The following is a 21,944-nucleotide window of genomic DNA, read 5'->3' as shown; positions in this document are numbered from 1 at the left end:
CCTTGTCTTACTCCGCCGCTTTCAGGCCCCGGATGTCCTCGCCCGCAAACAGGCAGGGGACAAAGGAAGAAAGGCGGCTGGAGATCTTTTCGGTGTATCGCTTTTCCAGCAGGGAGCCATCCGCAATGTTGGTGGTGACGATGGTGGGCAGACCGGCCCCCAGGCGGTTGTTCAGCAGGCTGTAAAAAGTGGTGATGAAGTAGGGGGTGACGAACTCGGTGCCCAGATCGTCCAGGATCAGCAGGTCGGCAGCTGAGGCGGTACGCAGCAGGGTCTCGGCATCCTCGGAGGAGTCGAAGCGGGCGTTTTCCAGCTTGCCGAAGAAGTCCGGACTGGAAACGTAGATCACGTCAAAATCCTTTTGCAGCACGATGCCCGCAATGGCAAGGGCGGCGTGGGTCTTGCCCAGCCCCGCGTTGCCAAAAAGCATCAGGCTCTCGCTGTTGTGGTCGAATTCCTCGGCGTAGCTGCGCAGATCCTCCAGCAGGCCGCCCATGTAGGTGCGGACAGGCTCGCCCAGCTTCTCGTCCATGGTGTTGGGGTAGTACCGCAGCTCCATGGTGTCAAAATTGGAAATGGACAGGCTGGACAGCGCCTCGATCTCCTCCCGTCGCAGACTCTGCATCAGCTTGTGAACGCAGGTGCAGGTGCGGCCCTGCACGCTGCCGGTATCCTGACACAGCTTGCAGGTGAATTTTGGCTCCAGCGCATCCGCAGGGCGGCCGCTGGCGGCCAGCAGGGCGGTGAGCTCCTGCCGGGCTTTGCTCAGTGCGGCGGCAGCTTCGGTGCGGTCTTTTCCGGCCGCGCCTGCCAGTGCGCAGCGGATGCCCCGCACCCGCACCTCGTCCTCAGCGTGGCGCAGGGCCGGGATGGCGGCCTCCGCCTCCAGCCGGGCATCCTCGGCATTGGCGCGGGCAGTCTGCCGCCGCAGAGCCACCGTGCGCAGGGCGGCTTGATAAAGTTCCTGTTTGGTACGCATAAAAGCTCCTTATTCTGCAGGCGTGTCCGTTTTTTTGCGGAGCGGACGGCGGCGGGCAGCGTTCTTGAGAAAATCGTTTCCGCTGGGCTCGGTGCGGTCCACCCGGAGGTTCCGGCTGGCACCCATCCCGGCCACCGGGCCCCGCACATCGTGGACGGTGCGCAGGCCCTTGGCATTCCAGGTCTTGAGGATGCTGTTCCAGTACCAGAGATCCCGCTTGGGGCCGGCCTGTACGGCGGCCTCCTGCACCATGGCATCATCGTAGCCGTAGACCTCGTACCAGCGGGCAATGGCCTTGCGCCCGCCAAGGGTCAGCTCGGTGTCGGCAATGCCCAGCAGGCCGCTGACGTACTGCTCCCGCTGGGCGCGCAGGGCCAGCAGCTGGAGGTGTGCGTCGGCCTGTTCGCCGGTCTCCACACCCTCGGCCCGCCAGACCTTCAATTCGTGGCTGACGGCACCCATCGTCCGCTTGCCCCGGCTGGCCACATAGGCCACGCAGAGCATAACAGTCTCGGGTGCAAAGGCCTCCTGCACATAGAAGTTTACCAGCTTTTCCATTTCGGGGTGGGTCAGCGGGCGGGCAAAGCTGGTCTGGGCGCAGTCGATGAGGGAGGAGATCATGGGGTCGGTGCGGCTGGCCGCTGCGATCTCGCTCCAGGTCATGGGGGCAGGGGCTGTGGGCTCCTCGCCCGGGGCGGCGTTCTCCTCGTACCGTTCCAGCAGACCTGCACCGGCCCAGAAGGACAGGGCACTCTCGGCGGTCATCTTGCTGCGGAGCTTTAAGTCGGCGCAGAGCTTTTCCGGGTCAGTGATGCCGGTGGCCAGCACATACAGAGCCACCCGGACGTTATATTCCTCCGCAATGCCCAGCTTGGAAAAGACCAGCTGCGGCACCGGGATGGTGTCACCCTTGAATTCTTTCAGTCGGTAGATCATGGTGCACCTCAGTGTTGTGTTTCGGCATCCGGTTCCGGTGCGGGCGGTGTCCAGGGCTCGCAGTCCAGGATGGACGGATGGGCGCTCCAGCGTTCCGGTTCGGCGTTGTAGGCATCGTTCAGATATTGGGCGACTGCGGTGCGGCCCTCCTCGGTCATCGGGAAGATCTCCCGCCGCCGCAGGGCCGGGTCGGTCTTGTCCAGCGTCCACGGCTCGGGCCAGAGATCCACCGTAAGGATGGCCTCTTCTTTTTTGGCCTCCTCGCCGCCGTCCGGGTCGGGGACGGAGCGCTTGCCCGGGGTGATGAGGTAGCGCATCCCATCCTCGTTGCCGCTGAATGAGTTTTTGTTCTGCAGATAGTGCAGCATGGGCACAAAGATCATGTAGAATTCCTTCCATTGTGATAATCTATCTTTCATTATAAAGCAACTGGCGCAAAAAGCAAGTTTTTTCCGCCTGCCGCGTTCCGACAGAAAAAACTGTTGACAAAACCGCTGCACTTTGCTACACTAATGGAGCAGTCCTGCAGGGTTAGCTCATCCGGTAGAGCGACTGCTTCCCAAGCAGTAGGCGGCGGGTTCGAGTCCCGTATCCTGCTCCAGAAAATAGCGCTCCAACGTGTAGTAAAGAACATGTTGGGGCGTTTTGCATTTTGATGCACTTTTGGCGGGCGGCTTGTGCTTTGCCGGAAAATATGGTTCAATAGAGGAAAACAGGCGGGAACGCACAGCGACCAAGAAAAAATGAGGTGGATACAATGAATCTGAAAGAAGCATTCCGCTATCAGAACAAGCTGCAGGCCCTTTTGGACGAGGCCCAGGGTATTCTGGACTGCGATTCCAACGTGACGAATGTGGCCAACACCTATCTGCGCCACAAGGTCATGGCAGAGGCTGAGGACGAGACGATTCTGGACCTGCCCCAGACCGAATATGCTCAGCAGATCACCGACATTGCCCGGTTCATGCTCTATCTGCTGGAGGAGAAGGGCCGCCTGTTCGCTGCCATCCGCAAGGCAAAGGATGCGCTGGACATGGATATGGACAGCGAGGTCAGTCTGAACGCTGCGCGGCAGAGCGTGGCGCGCACCTTCAAGCGAATGAACGACCTGCGCAGCTCCGAGCAGCTGCTTTCCGGCGGCGGCACCGGCTACCGTTTCAATGCGGAGGGCAACCAGATCGCCTACCGCTGTGATGTGAAGCGGGTGACCACCATCAACTATGACCGCAAGGTCATCCACGCTGCTTTGGGCAAGCTGAACCGGCAGGCGGACGAGACATCCAACCGGATCGACCTGTGCCTTGTGACCTCCCGGGTGGACTATGCAGTTCCCTTTGATGTGAACGCCAGCTTTGCCGAAGCGTTTGAGACCTATCTGGAAAGCACCAATGCCTGAATGAACGCTCCACCGGCTATTTTGGGTGCGGCAAGCGCCGGGGACGCGGCTGCCGGTTCAGGTGCAGATGAACGATAACGCTGCACATTTCCGCAAGGAAGCTTCGGTCCGGCTCACCCTACGAGCCAGCATAATATGAAAAAAATCTTGCGTTCGGCTTTTCCGCCACCGCCAGACGCTTTTCCGCCGAAACCGTCCTTTGCCATTCCCCGCATTCCTGCTACCGTGCTTACGTCTCCATGGGCAGGCAGGCAAGCCACCCTTTCTGAATTTGCCCCGCAGACTGCTGCGGGAGCATCTTTCCGCCTGCGGGGCGGGTGCACTGCATCCCCCATTTTGCAGGCGGAGCAAATGGCAGAAGCTGCCCTGGATGCTTGCCGTATCCAAAATGGCCGGTGCAAAACCGGAGGGATAAGCGATGAAGTGCTGCGGCCCCGGCGGTAAAAACTGCCGGGGCTGCAATTCTTGGAGGGAGTCGTTCGTATTCCAGACAAAGCAACTGAATTTAGACAAAGACGAGGTATGATCATGTCAACCAAACCGATTCGTCCCACTGCCGCAAATTGCATTGACCTGAGTGCAGCAGCACTTCATATCCTTGCCATGGCGCTGATGCTGATGGATCACCTGTGGGCGACCCTGCTGCCGGCGCAGGAGTGGCTGACCTGTGCCGGGCGGCTGGCGTTCCCTATCTTTGCATTTATGACAGTGGAAGGCTACTTTCATACCCGAAATCTGAAGCGTTATGCACTGCGGCTGCTGTTGTTTGCACTGCTTTCAGAAGTGCCCTTTGATCTGATGTATGGCGGGACATGGTTCTACCCGGTGCACCAGAATGTCATCTGGACGCTGCTATTGGGGCTTCTGGGGGTGCATCTGATGGAAACGGTGCGCAAAAAGCAAAAGCTCTGGGTTTCGCTGCCGGTGTGCGCCGCAGTGGCAGCAGCAGGGGCACTGCTGGGAACGCTGGGCATGACGGATTACTACGGTGCCGGTGTGCTGACCGTGTTCGCTTTTTACATTTTCCGGGGCCGGAAATGGTGGTGCCTGCTGGGGCAGGTGCTGACCCTGTACTGGATCAACGTGGTGCTTCTGGGCGGGCTGATGTACCCCATCCAGCTCTTCGGCATGGAATTTGAGCTTTGCCAGCAGGGCTTGGCGCTGCTGGCGCTGGTGCCCATCTGGCTGTACCGCGGGCGGCAGGGCTGCCACAGCAAACCGTTCCAGTATGCCTGCTACGCCTTTTACCCGGTACACATGCTGCTGCTCGTGCTGGCGCTGAATTTCGTGAACCGATAAGAACGTAACTGTTCTCCCTGCGGGCTATGGGTGCCTGCAATCTGATGGTATCCCGGGTGGGATCTATTCTGCACTTTCCTGAGTCTGCTCTGTGGGCTTGATGGTCTTGACCCGCAAGGTGAAATACAGAAGATGGCAGACCCACACCACTGCAATGCAGATCCTGCCGATGGGAGCATTTTTCATACAAAGAAAACCGATCGCCATGACAGCGGTGACCATTGCAATGATCTTGCATTTTGTTCCTGCTGTCATGGCTTTTTTCTGAACAAAGCTGTCCAGATGCTTTTTGTACCGTGGTATACTGAATGGAACACCCGCAGGAGGTAAAATGCCCCATGAAAAAAGATAAATCGTTCCGCCCGGACCGGGTCCTCTCCTATTTCAGGGTGGAGTGGCTCCCGCTGCTTCTTGTGACCCTTTCGGGCCTTGTCTATAACATCGGTCTGCTGGCCGCGCCGTGGTTCGAGGGCCGGTTGGCCCAGTGCCTGGCGGATATTCTGGGCGGCAGTGAGGCCGCAGCCCAAATGGCGCTGCTGGTGCTGGCCTACATTGCAGTCACACTGCTGGTGCAGGCGGCGCGCTTCATCAAACGTTTTTATGTGCGCCGCTTCGCCAACAACATCAACCGCCGGATGAAAGGCATCCTGTACGCCAATCTGGTGCGGCAGAGCCGGGCCGCGCTGGAAAAAGAGGGGGCCGGTGAGCTGATGACCAAAGCCATCTCCGATGTGGACGACTGCGTGGAGGGAATGCGCAAGTTCACCACGGAGGTGTTCGACACCGGTGTGGCGCTGGCGGGCTATGCGGTCATGCTGCTGGTGTACGACTGGCGGCTGGCGATCCTGGGCCTGCTTTTTACTCCCGTGTCCTATGTCTGCGCAGCAGGGATGAAAAAGCCGGTGCAGCGCGCCGGTGCGGCCTATAAAAAGGCCGCCGGTGCCCTGAGCAGTGCCACGCTGGACCGTGCCCGGAATGCCGTGACCTACCGCATCTACGGCTGCGAGGAGGCCCGGATGGAAAAATACGAGGAGGCCCTGAGCCTTTACGAAAAGACTGCCGTGCGGAGTAACGTGTGGCAGTCCGCTCTGCCGCCGCTTTATCTGGCGGCATCCGAGGCAGGGACCCTCTTCATCCTGTGGTTCGGCGCAAAAAATGTGCTGGGCACCGGCTGGAGCAGCTGGGATATCGCCGCCTTCACCACCTTCCTCTCCTGTTTCACCAAGCTGGTGGTCAAATCCTCCAAGGTGGCCAAGCTCTTCAACGCGGTGCAAAAGGCAGAGGTCTCCTGGAAGCGCATCAGACCCCTGATGAAAACGCCCGAGCAGCTGGATGCCCTGCAGATTCCGGCGGCACAGGAGGTAACACTGAAAGAACTCGCCTTCTCCTATGGGGAAGAGCCTGTCTTTTCCGGCCTGAGCCTGACGGCCCACCCCGGCGATATCATCGGCATCACCGGCCCGGTCGCCTGCGGAAAATCCACCCTTGGCCGCGTATTCCTCTGCGAAGCGCCCTATCAAGGCTCGGTCTGCTTTGGCGGCAGGGAGCTTTCCACCCTGACCCCGCGCCAGATCGCCGCCACGGTCGGGTATCTTGGCCATGACCCGGAACTGAGTGCCGACACCGTGCAGAATAATGTCCTCTGCGGCAGCGAACAGGATGCCATGCCGTGGCTTGCAGCTGCTGCCCTGAAGGAGGAAGTGCTGGCCATGGAAAAGGGTACGGAGACGGTCATCGGCAGCGGCGGCACCCGCCTTTCCGGCGGGCAGGCACAGCGTCTGGCATTGGCCCGGACGCTGGCCCATCCCCGCCCGGTGCTGGTGCTGGATGACCCCTTCTCGGCACTGGACCGCAGCACCGAGGATGCGATCTTTGCCGAGCTGCAGGCGTATGCCAGGGATAAGGTGGTGTTCCTGATCTCCCACCGGCTGTACCATTTTCCGCAGATGCAGCAGATCATTTTTATGGAGGGCGGCAGAACCACCGTTAGCACCCACGAGGAGCTGATGGCAGCGGTTCCGGTCTACCGCCAGCTGTATGAAAGCCAGACCGGCCTGAAAGGGGGAGAGGGCGCATGAAAAAGAAAAATGATCACGGCGTGTTTGCTGCCGTCCGGATGGCAGCAGCCTCGCACCACCTTCTCACGGTGGGGACGGTGCTGTGTGTGGCGGCTTCGGTGGCGGCATCCCTGCTGCCGCCCCTGCTGCTGGCCCGGGTCATCGACCGTCTGACCGCGGGCCTCCCGCTGTCCTTTCTGGCCGTGCTGCTCTACTTCGGCAGCCTTGCACTGGAAGGTGTGCTCACCTCGGCGCAGGAAAGCCTGCTGGTGCTCTTTGGCCAGAGGATGACCCATGCCCTGCGCTCGGAGATGTCCCGGAAGCTGAGCCGCCTGCCCGCCGGTACACTGGCAGAGCAGAACCCCGGCGAGGTGGCCGCCCGCTTTTCGGGCGATGTGGACACAGTGGAAGCCCTGTTCACTTCCGGCATCATCAGCATGGCAGCAGATGCCTGCCGCATCATCTCCATCATGGGGGTCATTGCGGTGAAAAACACCGGCCTTGCACTGATCCTGCTGCTGGTGCTGCCGCTGTTTGCCGTGTTTACCCGTCATGTCCAGAAGCGGATGCTGGCCGCGCAGCTGGACAACCGCCGCGCGGTCGCCGCGGTCTCCGGGCAGGTGCCCGAGACTCTGCACAACATCCGCACCATCCGGGCGCTGGGTCTGGAGGATTACATGGAGCGCCGGTATGACCGGTGCATCGGTGACGGCTATGCCGCCATGGAGCGCACCAATTTTTATGATGCCGTCTATTCGCCGGTGGTGCTGCTGTTGAATGCCGCTGTGGTCGGCATCGTGATGCTGCTCTCCGCTTCGGGGAACGCACAGCTCCTGACTCTGTTCGGCATGTCGGTGGGCACTTCGGTGGCTATCATCAACTACATCTCCCGCATCTTTGCCCCCATTGAGAGCCTGGGCATGGAGATCCAGACCATCCAGTCGGCCATGGCGGGTGTCAGGCGCATCGATGCCTTTCTCGACCAGCCGGAGCGCACGATCCCTCCCGCGCGCAGGGAGGCTGCCCGGGGCGATGTGGAATTTGCGCACGTCACCTTCGGCTATGGGGAGCGGCACATTCTGAAGGATTTTTCCATGACCGTGAAACAGGGGGAGCAGGTCACGCTGGTGGGCCGCACCGGTGCGGGCAAGAGCACCGTGTTCAAGCTCCTGCTGGGCCTGTATCAGCCGGAGGCCGGTACGGTGACCATCGGCGGCGTGAATGTGGGGGATATCACCGACCGGGAGCGCCGCACCTGCATCGGCTGTGTGGAACAGCATTTCTCCCGCGTGCCGGGCACCGTGCTGGAACAGATCACGCTGGGAGACCCGCAGATCACCGGGGAAATGGCAAAGGATGCCGCCGCACTGGCCGGGATCGATGCTGCCATCCGGGCTCTGCCGGAGGGTTATGACACTGTCTGTACCGAGGGCATCTTCTCGCAGGGCGAGTGGCAGCTGCTGTCCATTGCCCGTGCCGCCGCCGCAGACCCCGCCGTGCTGCTGCTGGATGAGATCACCGCCAATCTGGATGCCGAAACGGAGGCCCGCGTGCTGGCGGCTCTGCGCCGTGCCTCCGCGGGCCGCACGGTGCTCTCCGTCTCCCACCGCGTCTATGAAAATCTTGGCGGCAGAACGATCGAGATCAGGACCCGGGAATAACGTATGATAAAAACGCCCCCTGTGCGCCGCAGCAGGCGCACAGGGGGTGTTGTGGTATGCTCAATTCTTTTCGATGTAGACGCTGGTGGAGGGGAAGGCGAAGTCCACGCCGTCTGCCTGCATCACGTCCATGATGTTCAAGTTCAGATCATTCTGCTGCTGCAGGAAGGTGGCATAGACGTTGGTGGTCAGGTAGGCCGAGATGAGGATGTTGATGCTGGAATCACCAAAGCTGGTCAGCCGGACGATGTTGGTCCCCTTGTTGGTGTAAGGGCTGTTGTCCAGCATGGCCTGCAGGTCAGCCATTAGCTTTTCCAGCTGGGCACGGGTGGTGCCGTAGGTGACACCCAGCGTGAACTTATAGGGCCGCATGGTGCGCAGGGCTGTGTTCTGGACAGTGGAGGCGCAGATCTGGCTGTTGGTGATAATGATTACGCTGTGGTCCATGGAGCGGATGCGGGTGGAGCGGAAGTTGATGTCGATGACCTCGCCCTCCACATTGCCCACGGTGATCCAGTCGCCGATGGAAAAGGGTTTGTCCAGCAGGATGACGATGCCGCTGAACAGGTTGCTGGCGCTTTCCTGCGCGGCCAGCGAGATGGTCAGGCCCACAAGACCGGCACCGGCTACGATGCTGCCGATGGGGAAGCCGACGATCTGCGCGCAGGTGGCAACACCCAGAATGATGACCAGCACTTTGTAGGTGGTGTCCAGCAGGGAGCGCAGGGTCTTGTTGCTCCGGATCTCCGGGCTGCAGGAGGCCAGCAGCAGGTCGGCTACCTCAGAAGCATTGTACAGGCCCTGACAGAACAGGAGGGTCGTTGCGATCTTATAGGCCGTGAACAGAAACTTTGTCAGGCCCGGAATGGCCCACGGCAGGCTGGTCAGGGCCAGGTACAGGCCGCTGTAAAAGGCCATCCGCGCCAAAGGGCTCTGTAAGCTGCGCAGGAGGATGGGCGTGGCGGCAAAGTGCCAGCTGCGGGCCTGCAGAGCGGGAAAGATCTTCCGGCGCAGCAGCCAGCCGACCAGAAGCCCCGCAAAAACGATGACAGCGGCGCAGACAGCCCGGGCAGCCAGCGCCCACCAGCCCTCCAGCAAAAAAGGCCCGATCTCGAACCCGAGGTCACGAACGGTAAAAATCATAGCAAAAAGCTCCTTGTATCAAAAATTGTAACATCCTGTCCCACAGTATACCATATCCGGCCCGTGCAGGGCAAATAAAAAAGGGGTTGACAAGGCGGAGCAGCCGCGTTATACTCTTGGCCAGAAAGTTCGTTTCAGGGCGGGGTGAGATTCCCCACTGGCGGTACAGCCCGCGACCACCCGCAAGGGTGCTGACCCGGTGAGACTCCGGGGCCAACGGTATAGTCCGGATGCAAGAAACGGCAGGCAATACGATTTGTCTACGCGCCCTGTTGCAGTGTTTGCTGCGGCAGGGCGCGTTTTTGATTGTCTTCCCGGTTCCGAACCACGCGAAAGGAGCTTTCCAATCTTTGATTTGGGGCCAGAACGCCCCGGGAGGATATTACCATGAAGAAAAACACGACCCGCAACCTGACCGTTGCCGCCATGCTCAGCGCGGTGGCCTTTATCCTGATGTTCATCGAGTTCCCGCTCCCGATGCTTATCCCGTCCTTCGTCAAGATGGACTTCTCCGACCTGCCCGCTCTGCTGGGTGCCTTTGCCCTTGGCCCGGTGTACGGTGTGATCATCAGCTTTATGAAGAACCTGCTCCATGTGGTCATCAAGGGCACCTCTACCGCACTGGTGGGTGAGCTGTGCAACTTCATGCTGGGTGCGGTGTTCTCCGCACTGGCCGGTTACCTCTACAAGCACCACAAGAGCCGCAAGAACGCCATCATCGGTGCCGTGGCCGGTGCCGTGGCCATGGCCCTGTTCAGTGTGCCGTCCAACTACTTCATCACCTACCCGGCCTACGTCAAGTTCTACCACATGCCGCTGGAAGCCATCCTGGGTATGTATCAGGCTATCCTGCCCTCTGCCAACAGCCTTATCAAGTGCCTGGTCATCTTCAATATGCCCTTCACTCTGGTCAAGGGCCTGCTGGATGCCCTGCTCTGCATGTTGATCTATAAGCCGCTCTCTCCCATCCTGCATGGCCGGAAGTGAGTGACAGAACAAAAAAGAAAGGACGCGTTCGCGTCCTTTCTTTTTTGCTTTTATCGATTTGATTTAAGACAGCGCGCCCTTTTCCAGCCACTTGCCCCGGGCAAGACGGATGAGGAACAGCAGGCCGCGCACGCAGAGCTCGAAGCACATCGCACCCCACACGCCCATCAGGCCCAGCCGGGGAGCCAGCAGGAACGCCAGTGTCAGCCGGATGCCCCACATGCTGACGAGGTTCAGCACAAAGCAGGCGGTGCTGTCACCCGCACCCTGCATGGCACCGCTTGCTACGATGGAGGCACCGAACATGGGCTCGGCAAAGGCTTCGATGCGCAGCACCCGCGCGCCCAGCGCGATGACAGCCGCATCGGCGGTAAAGATGCTCATCAGGGCTGGGGCAAAGGCGAATAGGCCCGCACCGGTCAGGGTCATAATGCCCATGCCCATCAGGGTGCAGAGCCAGGCAAAGCGTTTGGCCATATCCTTCCGGTGGGCACCCACAGCCTGCCCGATCAATGCAATGGCCGCGCCCTGGATGCCGTAGCCTGCCATGTAGCACAGGCCCTCGGCGCTCACGCCCAGACTGTTGGCCGCAATGGCCACCGTGCCCAGCTGGGAGACGATACGCACCTGGAGCACCTGCGCCGAGGAGAGGGCCGCGCGCTCGGCGGCCAACGGCACGCCCACCTTGCCCAGGTTCCGGATGCAGGCGCGGGTGATCTTCCACGAACCGGGCTTGTGGATGCAGAGCGGCCCCTCACGAAAGAGCAGGATGCAGAGGGCCAGCAGGCCGCCCACCACAGTGGCCAGGGCGGTGCCTAGAGCTGCGCCGGGCACGCCCAGCCCGGCACCCCAGACGGTGATGCCCCACAGCGTCCGGGTGGGGTTGATGAGGAAGAAGTTGAACACTACGTCCAGCACGCAGACCAGCACGCTGATGAGGCCGGGGGTCAGGGCATCGCCGCTGGCCCGGAGCATGGAGGTGTACATGCCCATTGCCATGGTGAAGGGCAGGGCCGCTGACCAGATGGCAAAGTAGGCGGAAGCGTTGGCCTGCAGGCTGACATCAGCGCCCAGCCACCCGGGCAGGTGTCCGCTGATACCAATGCCGAACGCCGCCGCCGCAAGGCCCGCCGCCAGGTTGAACAGCATAGCCTGCCGCAGCACGCCCCGGGCATCCTGCTGGCGGTCAGCCCCCAGATACTGCGCAATCTGGATCGAAAAGGCATTGTACAGGCCCACCAGAATGCCGTGTAGCAGCCAGGTGCTGGAGCTGACGATGCCGATGGCGGCGGTGGCCTCGGCTCCGATGTGGCCCACCATGGCCGCATCGATGTACTCCATGGCCGTGACTACGATCTGCTCTAGGATGGACGGGATACTCAGCATCAGCACCACCCCGGCAGTGTCCCGCAGGGGGATGGTCTCACCCTGCCGCATCCGGGCCGAAAGCCGTTCAAGTGAAAGTTTCATGTCTTCTCCTTTTTCTCCGATTTTCCTGTGAGACAAAAAAATACCCTCGAAAGGGCGTTTGTTCTCTCATTATAGACAGGGGGGCGAAAAATGTCAACCCATCAGCCCATGGGCCAGCCATTGCCTCGGAGATTGATTTTTTGGCCCGGGCGTGATACACTTCATTTGTATCCAGCAGTGAAAGAACAGGAACGGCCTCTGCCGCTCCGGGAAAGAGGAAAAAAACTATGCTTCAACTGCTTTCTGGCAACCCGCGCACCGTGGATGCGCTGGGCTTTCTGCTTGCATTTGCGCTGACCGCGCTGATGGACTCGGTGTTCCACGATAAGCTCCCCCACGACCATGGCCGCGCGTTTGCCGTGAACGGCGACCTCTCCAAGGGCAAGGCCCGAGGCTCCGGCCTCATCTTTGTGCTCTGCATCGCACTGGTCACGCTGGCCGTGGTGCCCTTTAAGACAGAGTACGTCATCTACACCGTCCTGCTCATTGCGTCCATGCTCTCGGGCTATTTTGACGATGCTGCCGAGACCGCATGGAACGAGTACAAAAAGGGCCTGATCGATCTGGTCATCGCCGTTGTGGCGGGCGTGACCTACCTGAACTTCAACGGCACGGAGGTCAACTTCCTGAGCTGGAGCTTCAGCCTGCCCTATGCCGTCTACCTCATCCTCATCATTGTCCTGATCTGGGCCAGCATCAATGTGGTCAACTGCACCGATGGCGTGGACGGCCTTTCCGCCAGCCTTGCCGTGGTCAGCATCGGCACCTTCCTGCTGGCCTACTGGGAGGAACTGGGCGATTACGCCACCGCAGGCATCGTGTTCATTGGTGCCCTGCTGGCTTACCTGTGGCAGAACGCCAAGCCTTCCACCCTGCTGATGGGTGACGCGGGCAGCCGCGCCATGGGCTTCTTCCTGGCCGTTCTGGCCCTCAAGAGCAGCCATCCCTTCGCCTTTCTGCTGGCCGCGCTGGTGTTCATCGTGGACGGCAGCCTGGGCATCCTGAAAATCAGCTTCAAGCGGTTTTTGCACATCTCCATCCTCAAGAACACCCTGACCCCGCTGCACGACCATGTGCGCAAGCGTCTGGGCTGGAGCGATGAGCAGGTCGTGGCCCGCTGGCTCATCCTGCAGGCTGTGGCATCCGCCTGGCTGCTGCTGTTGGTGCGGTAAAACACAAAAGGAAATGCAGCGCCCGCACAGGAAAGCTCCTGCGCGGGCGTTTTGCTGTTCTGGTCCGGGAGGAAAGTTCCAGCTTCCGGTACAGCGTTTCCAGACAGGCTGGGTCACGAATTTCCTGCATGAATTCACCTCATTTCTTTTGTTTCATTGTGCCATGTGTCACAAACAAATGCAAGCAAAACCTTTATAATAAGGACGAAAGTGGAGGAAAAACCAATGGATTCTATTTTTGATCTCGATCATCTGTACCGCACCTATTTCAAGATGGCGCTGCCCTCGGTGTTCGGCCTGATGGTGAGCGTGGTGTATAACCTTGCCGATACCTTTTTCATTGCGCAGTCCAACGATACGGCGCTGATTGCGGGTGTTTCGCTCTGTGCGCCGGTGTTCACAGCCCTCATGGCCTTTGGCAACATCTACGGCCAGGGCGGCAGCTCACTCATTTCCCGTCTGCTGGGACAGGACGACCGTGAGGGCACCGGCCGGGTCAGCTCGTTCTGCTTCTATGTGGCCCTGACCACGGGCGTGGTGTTGGCAGCCCTGATGATGCTGTTCCGCGTCCCGCTGCTGGGCATTCTGGGTGCGACTGCTGAGACGATGCCGCACGCACAGGCCTATTACACCGTGCTGGCCATTGGTGCCCCGGCCACGGTGCTGAACTTTATCCATTCCAACCTCGTCCGCTGTGAGGGCATGGCCACCCAGTCCATGATCGGCAGCATCGGCGGCACGGTTATCAACATCATCCTCGATCCCATCCTCATCACCACAGTGGGCTGGGGCGCAAGGGGGGCGGCCATTGCCACCATTGTGGGCTACCTGTGCAGCGACCTGTACTTCCTGTGGCTGCTCCACAAAAAGAGCCGCTGCCTGTCTGTCAAGCTATCCCAGTGCCACGTCACGGGCAGGGAGCTGCAGCAGATTTTGGGCGTGGGTGTTACTGCCGCGCTGAGCAACCTGATGCAGAGCCTGACTGTCATTGTGATGAACCAGTTCCTCTTGTCCTATGGCAACGACAAAATTGCCGCCATGGGCATTGCCAGCAAGGTGAGCATGATCGCTCAGCTGGTGCTGGTGGGCTTCTCGTTCGGCGGCATCCCACTGTTCGGTTACCTGTACGGCGCAAAAAAGCGGGACGTGATGCGCAAGCTCATCCGCTTCTGTCTGACCTTCCTCGTCTCCATTGCCGTGGTGCTGTCCCTCATCCTCTGCCTGAATTCCGGGGCGCTGATGCGGCTCTTCGTGCAGGATGCCGGGATGATCGCCACTGGTGCGCAGATGCTCCGCTGGCAGGTCTACACCGCAGCCTTTGGCGGCGTGGTGCTCCTGCTCACAGTGCTGTTCCAGGCAACTGGTAAAATCGTACCGTCCTTCCTGCTCTCCATCAGCCGTCAGGGCGTGGTGTTTCTGTTGGCACTGGTGGTCTGCGTACATCTGTTCCAGTATCAGGGCGTGCTGATGGCTCAGGCTGTGGCCGACATCCTGAGCGCTGCGCTGGCCCTTGGCCTGCTGGCGGCCAGCCGTGATATCATCGCAAAACAGTAAACACAAAAACGCCCGGAGGGCCGCTGAAAGCTGCGGTCCTCCGGGCATTTTTAGTATTCGATGCCTTTGCGCGCCTTGATGCCCTTCTGGTAGGGGTGGCGGAGGCATTTCATCTCGGTGGAGTAGTCGGCGGCATCCAGCATCCACTGCGGGGCCTTGTGGGCGGTCAGCACGCATTCCTGCACGGCGGGGCGCTCCAGAACGGCCCGCCGGAGCAGGTCTTTGTCCACCATGTCCAGCTCCCAGGCTGAACCGGCTTCATCTAAAATAAGCAGGTCGGCAGGCTCGGCCAGTGCGGCGGTCAGGTTTTCGTTCTGCACGGCCCGGGCAGCGGCCTTTTCCGCTTCGTTCATCTGGAACACGAACTTCTGCCCGCCTTTGCCCCGGAAAATTTTGGCCCCCAGCTGGGCCAGCAGAGGGATCTCGCCGCTCTGCCCGCCCTTGAGGAACTGCACGATGACAACCCGTTTGCCGCTGCCCAGTGCGCGGAGGGCAAGGCCCATGGCGGCGGTGGTCTTCCCCTTGCCGTCGCCCCAGTAAAGATGCAGCAGGCCCTGTTCCATCATCCGTTCTCCTTGGTGTACTGAACGGTCTCCACCAGGTGCAGGATGTGCTGCTCCGGCCAGTCCCGGGCATCCAGCACATAGCCGCCCGCGTTGGGGCCGCACCAGTCGTGAAAGCTGCGGCGGGGCACGCCAAACCGCTCCAGTGCGGCCATCTGGGTGCCGCCATGGGCCACGATGACCAACCGCTCCTGCCCTTCGGCAAGGGCCTTGTCAATGAGGTCAGCCAGCGTTTTGCACACCCTGTTGCAGAAATCGCTCCTGCGTTCCCCATCCGGGTGGGCGGCGTGCTCGTTTTCCTGCACCCATGCCAGATACTCCGGGTCCTGCTCCACCTGTACGAAGGTCTGGCCCTCGAATCGGCCGAAGTTCATCTCCTTCAGCCCGTCCACCGGAATGAGCTTTGCCCCGGGAAAGAACACCCGCGCCGTCTGGGCGGTGCGCTGCAGCGGGGTGACATAGACCACCTCCGGTGCAAAATCAGCCTGCCGCAGCTGGGCGATGCCCGCGGCGGAAAGGGGGATGTCCCGCTGGCCCTGATATCGTTTTTGCGCGTTGTACTCCGTCTGGCCGTGACGCAGCAGATAAATGAGCATAATCGTTCTCCTTTTTGGTTTGTTCTGCACCATTATAGCCTATTTTGAGGTTATTTTCCAGCCATGCTCTTGCAATTCTTCCGCATTTCAGATATATTGAGTGGGTATGAAATTTCAGGGGAGAGAAGTGTCAATGGAGATCCGGGACCGGAAAGCAGCGCAGCGCCGGGCGGGCATTATGGCCCGCAGGGGTCTGCCGCAGGCAGAGAGAGCGGCGGCCAATGCAGCCATCTGTGCCCGCATTCTGGCCATGCCCTGCTTCCAGAAGGAAGAGAATCTGCTGCTCTACGCCGCTTTTGGCGGGGAGGTGGATCTTGCTGGGCTGGCAGAGCAGGCGGCCCGGCTGGGCAAAACGGTGGCCTATCCGGTCTGTGGGGAAAACTTTACCCTGACCGCTGCCGTACCGGGGCCGGACGGCTGGGAGGTGGGGGCTTACGGCATCCGCACACCGGTTCTGGAACGGGCAGCGCTCATCCGGCCGGAGGCGCTTGATCTGGTGCTGGTGCCCTGCACTGCCTTTGATGCGGCCTGCCGCAGGGTGGGCATGGGCAAGGGCTACTATGACCGCTATCTGCCCAGGTGCCGGAACGCCGTGGCGCTGGGCGTGGCCTTTGAGGCCCAGCGGGTGCCGGAAGCGGCTGCAGAGGAACAGGACTGGCGGCTGGATGGATTTGTAACAGAGAGGAAAGTATATCGTGGAACTGATGAATTTGAGCTGTGAAGGTTTTCTGGAGGAGCTGGCCAGCAAGGCGGCGGCTCCGGGCGGCGGCGGCGCTTCGGCGCTGGTGGGCGCGGCCGGTGTGGCGCTGGGCAGCATGGTGGGCAGCCTGACCGTGGGCAAAAAGAAATATGCTGCCGTAGAAGCGGACATCATTGCCCTGAATGTCCGGGCCGAGGCCCTGCGCAAGCGGCTGGAAGCGCTGGTGCAGGCCGACGCGGAGGCCTTTCTGCCTGTTGCGGCGGCCTACAAGCTGCCGAAAGAGACCCCGGAACAGCAGGCCCACAAGGCCGCGGTGCTGGAAAAGGCACTGGACAGAGCCTGCGCCGTGCCGCTGGAGGTGATGACTGCCTGCGGTGAGGGCATCGCACTGGCCGCAGAGTACGCCGAAAAGGGCAGCGTGCTGGCCCGTTCCGATGCCGGATGCGCGGCGCTGTTCTGCAAGGCAGCCATGCAGGCGGCGGGGCTGAACGTGAAGGTCAACACCCGCCTGATGGCAGACAAAGCCCATGCGGATGCGCTGGAGGCCAGAGCGGAACAGCTGCTGGCCGAGTTTGTGCCGCAGGCCGACAGGGTCTATCAGACTGTATCAAATGAGTGAGGGGAGAAGAAAATGGCTCAGATCTTGAAGGGTGCGCCCGTGGTGGCCGCCATGAACGAAGCAAACGCCGCGCGCTGTGCCGCGCTGAAGGAAAAGGGCATCGTGCCCACGCTGGCTGTGGTACGGGTCGGCGCGCGGGAGGATGACATTTCTTATGAAAAGGGGATCGTCACCCGGTGCGGTAAGGTTGGCGTGGAGGTGCGGCAGTTCCATCTGGCGGAAGATGTTACGCAGGAGGAACTGCTGGATGTGATCCGGCAGATCAATGGGGATGCATCGGTTCACGGGTGCCTGATCTTCCGGCCCCTGCCAAAGCGGTTCGATGACCGCAGGGTCCAGGAGGCGCTTGCCCCGGAAAAGGATGTGGATGGCATTACGGACGGCTCGATGGCTGGCGTGTTTACCAACATGCCCATCGGCTATCCGCCCTGCACGGCGCAGGCCTGCCTTGAGATCCTGAAATACTACAACGTGCCGCTGTCCGGCAAACGGGCCGTGGTCGTGGGCCGCAGCTTGGTTGTGGGCAAGCCCGCCGCTATGATGCTGGACCGGGAGAACGCCACCGTGACCCTCTGCAACTCCCGTACCCAGAACCTGCCCGCCCTCTGCCGGGAGGCCGATGTGCTGGTGGTCGCCATGGGCAGGCGGGGAGCCATCGGGGCCGATTGCCTGCGGGAAGGTCAGGTCGTGGTGGATGTGGGCATCCACGTCAATGAAGAGGGCAAGCTCTGCGGCGATGTGCGCTTTGATGAGGCAGAACCCATCGTGGAGGCTGTTACCCCGGTGCCCGGCGGTGTGGGCACAGTGACCACCTCTGTGCTGGTGGGCCATGTGGTGGATGCCGCATCCGCACAGTAAAACAGAAAACAACAGGCGGTGCCGGAAATTTTCGGCACCGCCTGTTGTTTTCATACGGTTGCAAGCACGGCAAGGATGCTCTGCCAGCGGGGGTTCTGTACCTGCTGCGCGGCGCGGCGGGGCGCGGAAGGCGAAACCGTGGGGGCAGGACGCTGGACGCAGTCAGCCGGCTGCGCAAAGGGGGAGGCGAGTTCGGCCTGCCAGCGGGCGGCCAGTGCCATGGCTTCAGGGCTGGATTGCAGGGTGCGGCGCTCCGTTCCGGCCAGAAAATCGCCCAGCCAGCAGAGAATGGCCGCAATGGGCAGGCAGTCGGCGGCATGGGTGGACCAGTAGTTCCACTCGCCGCCCCGGCCCACAAAGCTCTCCACGGTGATCATGGCACCTTCCCGGGCAGATTGAGGCAGGCAGGAACGGAAGGTGCCTGCCGCGCGGCGCAGCTCTCGCAGAATGATCTCAGTACGGCCCGCGTCCAGGGTGTCATCCCGGATGCAGGCGGAAAAGTCCGCGCTGTCCAGCAGGTTTTCGGCCCGAGTGGGGAATTGCCCTGTCATCTCGCCGGATGCGTTGTGGCAGAGCTGCCAGCCCTTGCGGAACAGCTGGAAGTTCAGGTTGCGGCGGCCCATGGTGGAGTAAAACACCCGGGCGCGGCCATTGGGAGACTGCCGCAGCTCCAGATAGGCATCAGCGCCGCCCAGGTCCTGTACCTTGACGGTCAGGAGCAGGGAAGAATTGTTTTTCTGTGCGGACATGGCACGGTGCATCTCTTCAAAATAGCGGCTGGCATCCATAGCGGGTCTCCTCTCTGGTTTTGGATGATGTGTCGGAAACCATCCATCGGTTGTTCTTTACCTGCATTATAACATATACGACAACAAAATACAACTATAAGTTTGACAAAAACCAAAATATTTTGGAAATTCGGGGATGCGGACAAACGGATTGGTTGTAAATGGAAAAGGCTTCTCCCGTCGGAGAAGCCTTTTGTGGTGGCAGGATTCAATCGCCCAGCTCCCGGATCTCATTCTGGATGAGCCGCCCAGCGGCGCGCGCCAGCTGATCCATGCCCCGGATGCGGGCGAGATTTTTGCCGTAGATGCGTTCTGCATCGTGGCTGGAGCTGTCCTCGCCCATGAACACGGCAGAAACACGCAGACCCTTGCGCCGCAGGGTGCGCACCTCGGCGGCGGCATCGTCCACGCCGTAGGAGCCGCCGTAATCACAACCCAACGGTTGTTCCGGGCTGGGCGGTACGCGGCGGCTGTCGTTGGGGGAAGCATCTGTCAGCAGGATGAGCAGATGCCGGGGCGCGGGGCCGGGGTCAAAGCTGACCAGATCGCCTGCCGCCCGCAGGGCAAGGCCGTCACGGTTCCAGCCCGATGCAAAATACTGGTCGATCCCCTGCAGGCTTTTGTCCACAAAGCCCTTGAGCACCCGCAGAACCGTATAGCCCCGCAGGCTGCAGAAGCTGCTGACCCGCACCGGGATGCCGCAGGCGGCAAGGCTCTGGGCCAGGATCGTGCCCTGCGCCGCAATGACCTCCTGACAGTGGAGCCGGGAAGCCGAAGCGTCCAGCAGCAGGTCCACGGTGAAGGAGGGCTGATTCTCCTCCTCGGCACAGCGGAACACCCGGCTGTCGTTCAGAAGGGGAGCGCGCCAGACCCGCTCCGGGTCCAGAGCGCCGCTGCGGGCGATCCGGGCATTGGGCTGCTGGTGGACCAGAATGCAGTTGCGGATCTGCTCGGTGAGCCGGAGCACTACGCTGCGGTGAAGCGCCCGGTTTTTGGCGTAGTAGGCGCGGTTGCGGTCGGCCTGCAGCTGAGCCTGCTCGGCCAGGTGCTTTGCCTCCGGTGTGGGGGCCTGTTCCGGGCTGGGCACGCCGGAGGCAAACCAGAGGCGGCACCCGAGGTGCGCCCCGGTGCAGAGCGCCTGCTCGGCCTTGCGCAGACGCTCGGGCGGGTAGAGGGAACGGCCAAAGCAGCTTTCAATGTAGGCGCGGTCCTCGGCGGCATTCTGCCGCAGGGTGATGTGGGCCAGCCGCTTGTCTGCCGTGGGGCCGGAGCCGCCCGCTTCCACAGAACCGGAGTGCTCCACGGTCAGCCGGTCGGTCTTGATCATCTGGGTGGGCAGCGTTTTGGTGGCAAGAGAGGCCAGCAGCCCCTCCAGATGCAGATGAAGCCCCACTTTGTGCCGGATCCTGCCGTCAAACAGGGCAAACCTTGCAAACAGGCCCAGCAGCTCACCCTTGAGCTGGCCGGGCTGGGGCGGTTGGGCTGGGGAAAGTGCCTCTGCCAGCCGGCTCTCGTAGGGGGTCATCACAGGCGGATGCCTGCCCTGTACGGTGCGCCAGCGGTCAGCCTGCATGGTGTAGACCAGCTGATTTTTTGCCATCCACTCCTGCCGCGAAAGCTTGTACTGGATGCCGAAGAAATAGTCCGCGTGGGCCCGGCGCAGCTCGGAAAGAACCGGGCGGCGGGGCAGTTCCAGCAGATAGACCGCGCTTTCGAGGTAGAGCCATGTCAGATCGTCCAGCTGGCTCTCCCGGAGATCGCCGTCCCATGTGGCAAAAAGGTCGCGGAGCAGGTCGTCGCCATAGTATTTGTGCACCAGCCCCACGACACAGTTCATATAAAAATCGATCGTGCCGTCGGTGTTGCGTGCCAGGAAAAGCGGCTCAAAGCCGTAGGCTCCCGCCGCCGCCCACACCTGATTGGCGGCCCGCCGCTCCTCGGCGGTATAACTCCGGGCATCCATCAGCGGAACAGCTTTTCAGCCGTCAGGCTGGCCGGGATGCGGGCGGCGATCACGTCCCGGATCAGCCCCTGCTCGTAGGAATCAAAGGCCTTGTTGGTGATGCCCATGTCCAGCGCAGGCCCTGCAGCCACGCCCCGGCGCATCAGGCGCAGAGCGTCCAGCATTCCGCGCAGATCCAGCGCTTTGGTGGAAATCTCCGCGCTGTCGCATTTCTTTTGCAGGTCGAGGAAGAGCAGAGCAAACTGGTGCACATATTTGTCCGTCAGGTCGGCAAACTGGGCCCGCAGCAGCTTTTCAAGGTTTTCCTCCGTGATGGTGGGCATTTGGATGACTGCAAAGCGGGAAGTCAGGGCCTCGTTCAGCTCCCGGGTGCCCGCGTAGCCATAGTTCATGGTGGCGATGAAGCGGGTCTCTTCGGCCAGCGGGATGCGCTCGTAGCCGGGCACATCAATGGCGCGGCGGAAGTCCAGCACGGCGTGGAGGACGGCCAGGGCCTCGTTTTTGGCCATGTTGATCTCGTCCAGCACGCCGAAGCCGCCGCACTGGGCACAGCGGTAGACCGGCCCGGGCCGGAAGGTGACCGCCCCATCCACAAAGGTGTCCATGCCGATGAGGGAGGCTGCATCCATGTTCACATGGAACGAGATGTCCCATGCGGGGCGGCCAAAAGCGGCGGCCAGATTTTCGGCCAGCACATTTTTGCCGGTGGCCTTGCCGCCAGCCAGCAGAAGGTTTTCGCCGCAGAGCAGGGCCGCCAGTGCCTGCTCCCAGACCTCCCGGCCATAATAGGTAAAGCCGGAAGCCGGGATGCGGGGGCGCAGGGCCTCGGGCAGAGCGTGGGCGGCGCGGTATTCTTCCACAGCGCGCAGCAGGTCGGGGCTGATGCCCTCCTGCCGTAATGTTTCCATCAGATCAGACATCCAAGACATCTCCTTGCGGTTGGCTTTGCCAAACCGATTTTTCAGCCTTATCATAGCACAACCGCTCCGGTTTGTGTAGGGGGCGCGGGGGCATTTTTTGCCGGATTTTTGCCCGGGAAATGCCGCAGGGTGGAACGGATCTGTGTGCTGCCGTGCAGACGAAGGCGTTTTTCGTGCCCGGGGATCGTGCGGTAGCGGATATTTTGTGGAAAGCTGTCGAAATGGCAGGTGTTCTGTGTTGTGGGTATCCACTTTTGGCTCAGAATGGTAAAAATTCCGGAAA

General features: G+C 61.2%; 21 protein-coding genes, 1 tRNA gene and 1 riboswitch. Of the genes, 11 read left to right on the top strand and 11 right to left on the bottom strand.

The genetic code is table 11. From position 1 onward, the window contains the following. Nucleotides 1-7: 7 nt before the first annotated feature. The 3 genes from P0G09_RS03980 to P0G09_RS03970 are packed head-to-tail and all read right to left on the bottom strand — an operon-like array spanning nucleotide 8 to nucleotide 2,298. The gene (locus tag P0G09_RS03980) at nucleotides 8-979 is read right to left on the bottom strand and encodes an ATP-binding protein (protein WP_275251998.1); all 972 of its coding nucleotides are present in this window, start codon (nucleotides 977-979) and stop codon (nucleotides 8-10) included. Between the two features lie 9 nt (nucleotides 980-988). Beyond that, nucleotides 989-1,915: a DnaD domain protein gene (locus P0G09_RS03975; RefSeq protein ID WP_275251997.1), complete on the bottom strand. Its 927-nt coding sequence runs from the start codon at nucleotides 1,913-1,915 to the stop codon at nucleotides 989-991. Between the two features lie 8 nt (nucleotides 1,916-1,923). Continuing rightward, entirely contained in the window at nucleotides 1,924-2,298 is a 375-nt protein-coding gene (locus P0G09_RS03970) for a hypothetical protein (RefSeq protein WP_097770564.1), read from the bottom strand. Between the two features lie 142 nt (nucleotides 2,299-2,440). Here P0G09_RS03970 and P0G09_RS03965 point away from each other — a divergent pair. The 3 genes from P0G09_RS03965 to P0G09_RS03955 all read left to right on the top strand — a co-directional run bounded on the left by P0G09_RS03965 (nucleotide 2,441) and on the right by P0G09_RS03955 (nucleotide 4,610). After that, nucleotides 2,441-2,516: transfer RNA gene (locus P0G09_RS03965), tRNA-Gly, on the top strand. A gap of 156 nt (nucleotides 2,517-2,672) precedes the next feature. Further along, complete coding sequence (locus tag P0G09_RS03960) at nucleotides 2,673-3,311, top strand: hypothetical protein (protein ID WP_207684112.1); 639 nt, start codon at nucleotides 2,673-2,675, stop codon at nucleotides 3,309-3,311. 528 nt (nucleotides 3,312-3,839) lie between these two features. Continuing rightward, a complete protein-coding gene (locus P0G09_RS03955; protein WP_275251996.1) occupies nucleotides 3,840-4,610 on the top strand; it encodes a TraX family protein in 771 nt (256 codons plus the stop codon). A 63-nt stretch (nucleotides 4,611-4,673) separates the two neighbouring features. Here P0G09_RS03955 and P0G09_RS03950 read toward each other — a convergent pair whose 3' ends face one another. Next, nucleotides 4,674-4,913: a DUF454 family protein gene (locus P0G09_RS03950; RefSeq protein ID WP_317332389.1), complete on the bottom strand. Its 240-nt coding sequence runs from the start codon at nucleotides 4,911-4,913 to the stop codon at nucleotides 4,674-4,676. A 35-nt stretch (nucleotides 4,914-4,948) separates the two neighbouring features. Here P0G09_RS03950 and P0G09_RS03945 point away from each other — a divergent pair, with 35 nt between their 5' ends. Further along, complete coding sequence (locus P0G09_RS03945) at nucleotides 4,949-6,688, top strand: ABC transporter ATP-binding protein (protein WP_275251995.1); 1,740 nt, start codon at nucleotides 4,949-4,951, stop codon at nucleotides 6,686-6,688. After that, complete coding sequence (locus P0G09_RS03940) at nucleotides 6,685-8,328, top strand: ABC transporter ATP-binding protein (RefSeq protein ID WP_275251994.1); 1,644 nt, start codon at nucleotides 6,685-6,687, stop codon at nucleotides 8,326-8,328. Before P0G09_RS03945 ends, P0G09_RS03940 begins: the two co-directional genes overlap by 4 nt. 60 nt (nucleotides 8,329-8,388) lie before the next feature. Here the strand turns inward: P0G09_RS03940 and P0G09_RS03935 are convergent, their stop codons facing one another. After that, the gene (locus P0G09_RS03935) at nucleotides 8,389-9,471 is read right to left on the bottom strand and encodes a mechanosensitive ion channel family protein (protein ID WP_275251993.1); all 1,083 of its coding nucleotides are present in this window, start codon (nucleotides 9,469-9,471) and stop codon (nucleotides 8,389-8,391) included. Nucleotides 9,472-9,597: 126 nt separating this feature from the next. Further along, nucleotides 9,598-9,717: riboswitch (FMN riboswitch) on the top strand. A gap of 141 nt (nucleotides 9,718-9,858) precedes the next feature. Between P0G09_RS03935 and P0G09_RS03930 the strand changes: the two genes are divergently transcribed. Beyond that, nucleotides 9,859-10,458 (top strand): ECF transporter S component, encoded by a 600-nt coding sequence (locus P0G09_RS03930; RefSeq protein ID WP_156059873.1) that lies wholly within the window; start codon nucleotides 9,859-9,861, stop codon nucleotides 10,456-10,458. Between the two features lie 63 nt (nucleotides 10,459-10,521). Here the strand turns inward: P0G09_RS03930 and P0G09_RS03925 are convergent, their stop codons facing one another. Further along, the gene (locus P0G09_RS03925; protein ID WP_275251992.1) at nucleotides 10,522-11,928 is read right to left on the bottom strand and encodes an MATE family efflux transporter; all 1,407 of its coding nucleotides are present in this window, start codon (nucleotides 11,926-11,928) and stop codon (nucleotides 10,522-10,524) included. 227 nt (nucleotides 11,929-12,155) lie between these two features. Between P0G09_RS03925 and P0G09_RS03920 the strand changes: the two genes are divergently transcribed. Together P0G09_RS03920 and P0G09_RS03915 are read left to right on the top strand one after the other, a co-directional pair. Beyond that, on the top strand, nucleotides 12,156-13,100 hold the full coding sequence (locus P0G09_RS03920) for a phospho-N-acetylmuramoyl-pentapeptide-transferase (protein ID WP_275251991.1): 945 nt from the start codon (nucleotides 12,156-12,158) through the stop codon (nucleotides 13,098-13,100). Between the two features lie 225 nt (nucleotides 13,101-13,325). Then, nucleotides 13,326-14,654, top strand: a complete 1,329-nt coding sequence (locus P0G09_RS03915) for an MATE family efflux transporter (protein WP_275251990.1) — start codon at nucleotides 13,326-13,328, stop codon at nucleotides 14,652-14,654. Nucleotides 14,655-14,704: 50 nt separating this feature from the next. Here P0G09_RS03915 and P0G09_RS03910 read toward each other — a convergent pair whose 3' ends face one another. Together P0G09_RS03910 and P0G09_RS03905 are read right to left on the bottom strand one after the other, a co-directional pair. Continuing rightward, nucleotides 14,705-15,220: a cob(I)yrinic acid a,c-diamide adenosyltransferase gene (locus P0G09_RS03910; protein ID WP_275251989.1), complete on the bottom strand. Its 516-nt coding sequence runs from the start codon at nucleotides 15,218-15,220 to the stop codon at nucleotides 14,705-14,707. After that, complete coding sequence (locus P0G09_RS03905; RefSeq protein WP_035393775.1) at nucleotides 15,217-15,813, bottom strand: histidine phosphatase family protein; 597 nt, start codon at nucleotides 15,811-15,813, stop codon at nucleotides 15,217-15,219. Before P0G09_RS03905 ends, P0G09_RS03910 begins: the two co-directional genes overlap by 4 nt. 133 nt (nucleotides 15,814-15,946) lie before the next feature. Between P0G09_RS03905 and P0G09_RS03900 the strand changes: the two genes are divergently transcribed. Genes P0G09_RS03900 through P0G09_RS03890 form a run of 3 tightly spaced genes read left to right on the top strand, consistent with a single transcriptional unit; the run spans nucleotide 15,947 to nucleotide 17,990 of the window. Next, nucleotides 15,947-16,534 carry a 5-formyltetrahydrofolate cyclo-ligase gene (locus tag P0G09_RS03900; protein ID WP_275251988.1) on the top strand — a complete coding sequence of 196 codons (588 nt, stop codon included), beginning with the start codon at nucleotides 15,947-15,949 and terminating at the stop codon, nucleotides 16,532-16,534. After that, entirely contained in the window at nucleotides 16,509-17,132 is a 624-nt protein-coding gene (locus P0G09_RS03895) for a cyclodeaminase/cyclohydrolase family protein (protein WP_197036292.1), read from the top strand. The genes P0G09_RS03900 and P0G09_RS03895 overlap by 26 nt, the downstream gene beginning before the upstream one ends. A 12-nt stretch (nucleotides 17,133-17,144) precedes the next feature. After that, complete coding sequence (locus P0G09_RS03890) at nucleotides 17,145-17,990, top strand: bifunctional 5,10-methylenetetrahydrofolate dehydrogenase/5,10-methenyltetrahydrofolate cyclohydrolase (protein WP_275251987.1); 846 nt, start codon at nucleotides 17,145-17,147, stop codon at nucleotides 17,988-17,990. Nucleotides 17,991-18,040: 50 nt separating this feature from the next. On the opposite strand, the gene P0G09_RS03885 is transcribed toward P0G09_RS03890, so the two are convergent. The 3 genes from P0G09_RS03885 to P0G09_RS03875 all read right to left on the bottom strand — a co-directional run bounded on the left by P0G09_RS03885 (nucleotide 18,041) and on the right by P0G09_RS03875 (nucleotide 21,661). Next, the gene (locus tag P0G09_RS03885; protein ID WP_275251986.1) at nucleotides 18,041-18,778 is read right to left on the bottom strand and encodes a hypothetical protein; all 738 of its coding nucleotides are present in this window, start codon (nucleotides 18,776-18,778) and stop codon (nucleotides 18,041-18,043) included. A gap of 208 nt (nucleotides 18,779-18,986) precedes the next feature. Beyond that, nucleotides 18,987-20,741: a hypothetical protein gene (locus tag P0G09_RS03880; protein ID WP_275251985.1), complete on the bottom strand. Its 1,755-nt coding sequence runs from the start codon at nucleotides 20,739-20,741 to the stop codon at nucleotides 18,987-18,989. Next, on the bottom strand, nucleotides 20,741-21,661 hold the full coding sequence (locus tag P0G09_RS03875; RefSeq protein WP_097770548.1) for a MoxR family ATPase: 921 nt from the start codon (nucleotides 21,659-21,661) through the stop codon (nucleotides 20,741-20,743). Before P0G09_RS03875 ends, P0G09_RS03880 begins: the two co-directional genes overlap by 1 nt. Nucleotides 21,662-21,944: the final 283 nt, after the last annotated feature.

Source organism: Faecalibacterium sp. DFI.5.82 (genome assembly GCF_029076575.1).
GTDB classification, from domain to species: domain Bacteria; phylum Bacillota; class Clostridia; order Oscillospirales; family Ruminococcaceae; genus Faecalibacterium; species Faecalibacterium duncaniae.
The sequence above is the reverse complement of the archived record's forward strand: the minus strand, read 5'-3'. Positions and strand labels throughout refer to the sequence as shown.